Source organism: uncultured Photobacterium sp., from assembly GCF_947502415.1.
Classification (GTDB): domain Bacteria; phylum Pseudomonadota; class Gammaproteobacteria; order Enterobacterales; family Vibrionaceae; genus Photobacterium.
Genome location: NZ_CANMZV010000072.1, coordinates 1 through 1,881, shown reverse-complemented (window position 1 = coordinate 1,881; position 1,881 = coordinate 1). Strand labels below are relative to the sequence as shown.

Annotated in this window: 2 protein-coding genes and 2 pseudogenes; all 4 read left to right on the top strand. The window is 34.1% G+C overall.

Features of this window, described 5'->3' with window-relative positions:
* Positions 1–266: pseudogene (locus Q0852_RS23505) on the top strand (hypothetical protein); the annotation flags it as partial.
* Positions 267–1,016 carry an AHH domain-containing protein gene (locus Q0852_RS23500; RefSeq protein WP_299022839.1) on the top strand — a complete coding sequence of 250 codons (750 nt, stop codon included), beginning with the start codon at positions 267–269 and terminating at the stop codon, positions 1,014–1,016.
* A 7-nt stretch (positions 1,017–1,023) separates the two neighbouring features.
* The gene (locus Q0852_RS23495; RefSeq protein WP_299022837.1) at positions 1,024–1,659 is read left to right on the top strand and encodes a DUF1629 domain-containing protein; all 636 of its coding nucleotides are present in this window, start codon (positions 1,024–1,026) and stop codon (positions 1,657–1,659) included.
* Positions 1,660–1,669: 10 nt separating this feature from the next.
* Positions 1,670–1,881 (top strand): annotated as a pseudogene (locus Q0852_RS23490) (hypothetical protein); the annotation flags it as partial.

Genomic DNA, 1,881 nt, shown 5'->3' with positions numbered 1-1,881 from the left:
TGAAGATTGTCGATAAGATGGTGCCAGATAAGCTTCAGCAAGCAATGGGGGAGTTTGATGACCTGTTTTCTCGAATTCTAGGAAAGAGCGAAAAAAAATATCCGGCTAAGACAAAGCATAGTACCGGTAAATCTTCACAGTCAGGTAGAAGTGAGGATACGGCTAATGAAAAGAAAAGCAAAAAACAACAACGATGTAGAAGTTGTGGCCGACCATTATCATCCCAAAAGGGGCATTGTGTTGGGTACAAAAAAGGGAGAAAATAAATGTCAAATAAAGAAAACCGCCCTTCGTTAAATGATTCCAGAAAAATAAAAAAACATATTCTATATAGAGAATTAGATTGTCCGATAACAAGCCATCATCTTATTAGCTATAGTTTGTTTGATAAAATATCAATTAGGCGAACAAACCAAATGAATGATCATAACTATAATCGTGATAGTTTTGAAAACTTAGTCCTCCTACCAAGTAGAGATAAAGCCTTCGCAAAACATGTTGCTTGTTATTATTGTCTTCCTTGGCATTCGAGTGGGCATACTGGAAGAAATATCATTAAACATTTTAATGAGAACAAATATAAAAGAGATGTTCGGGAGAAGAAGAAAAACCCTTTTTTAAGAAATGTAAAGCAGATGAAGGGTAATACTATGACAGAAGAGGAAATGAAAACGTATAATGAAGATGTAAAAGGGTTAAAAAGGGTTTCTGGATATCATAAAATAGTATCTACGTTGTTTTTATCTGTGTTGAAAAAGTTAAAATGTAATCAAAGTAATCTGGTATATAATGATCACTTGGATGAGCTTTCCGAAAAGATTTGTGATTACATTTCTTATTTTGAGCTTTTATTAAGTAATCCAGGTTATAATTTTGCTTCAGATCAAGTAGGTTGTCGTGAGGTAATGTGTAATAACCGAAAACATGATAGCGATGGTGTTGAGTGGGTGTTGAAAGAACAGGTAGATTTAGAATTAAAAATATCAGGGCGGCTAAAGTTATTGTCAGAAATATAGGTTTAAAATGAAAGTTGCGTATGTGAATGAAGATTTGATGGAAAGTAATTCGATGTTCATGGTTGCAGATGAACGTGAGTATTTATATTCAAATATGGATTATGTTCCATGTTCGTCTATTAATCCCATTATATGGAAAGATGAATGCATGGTTAGTTTTGGTGTGTTTGACATTACAAATTCTGGTGATTTAAGCGTTACTGCACCGATAGCAGAAGTATTTATGAGCTTTGACCCTTACGGGGTTGAGGTATATCCAAATAAACTAAAATGTAGTGATGGCGATTCTGATCAAGTTAGATACATTATAGCTATAAACAATGAAGTCGATGTAAAAGATGATGAAAAAAGCGTAATAGAAACTAAAATAATAAAATACGATCCGGAAAAACATGGCTCTGATGTTCCAGAAGAAGATAAGAAAGATTTGATTCGTAATCGAGTTAGACGGCTTTATTTGTCAGAGGATAAGTTAAATTCTTTGCCTGATTCGCATCGTCATATTTTTAGGGTGAAAAATACAGAAGCCTTTTTCTTTTCAGAAGAAGTCTACAATGCTTTATATGAAATAGCTCTGGAAGGTAAGGCGAGTGGATTAACTGCTTATACCTTTGATACTGATGACATGGCACCTAGTTTTTGAGGGCTTTTTAATGAAAGATGATTACTTAATTTTTTCAAAACACGTTTTTGATGAATTCCCATTTCAACAAACACCTCAGCGTATTGTGCCTACAGAGCCAGACTTATTGCTTGAAGTAACTTTTTCTCCAAAACTATTTATTATTGATGATGTTGCTTCAAAAGTGGAAGCGTTAGTTAAACATGGTGTTGAGTGGTTAGATGCTCGAGTTGATTGTTCGCC

Excerpts from the sequence above, each read along its gene's own strand:
- Q0852_RS23500 (WP_299022839.1), top strand. The coding sequence starts at position 267 with ATGTCAAATAAAGAAAACCGCCCTTCGTTAAATGATTCCAGAAAAATA.
- Q0852_RS23495 (WP_299022837.1), top strand. The coding sequence starts at position 1,024 with ATGAAAGTTGCGTATGTGAATGAAGATTTGATGGAAAGTAATTCGATG.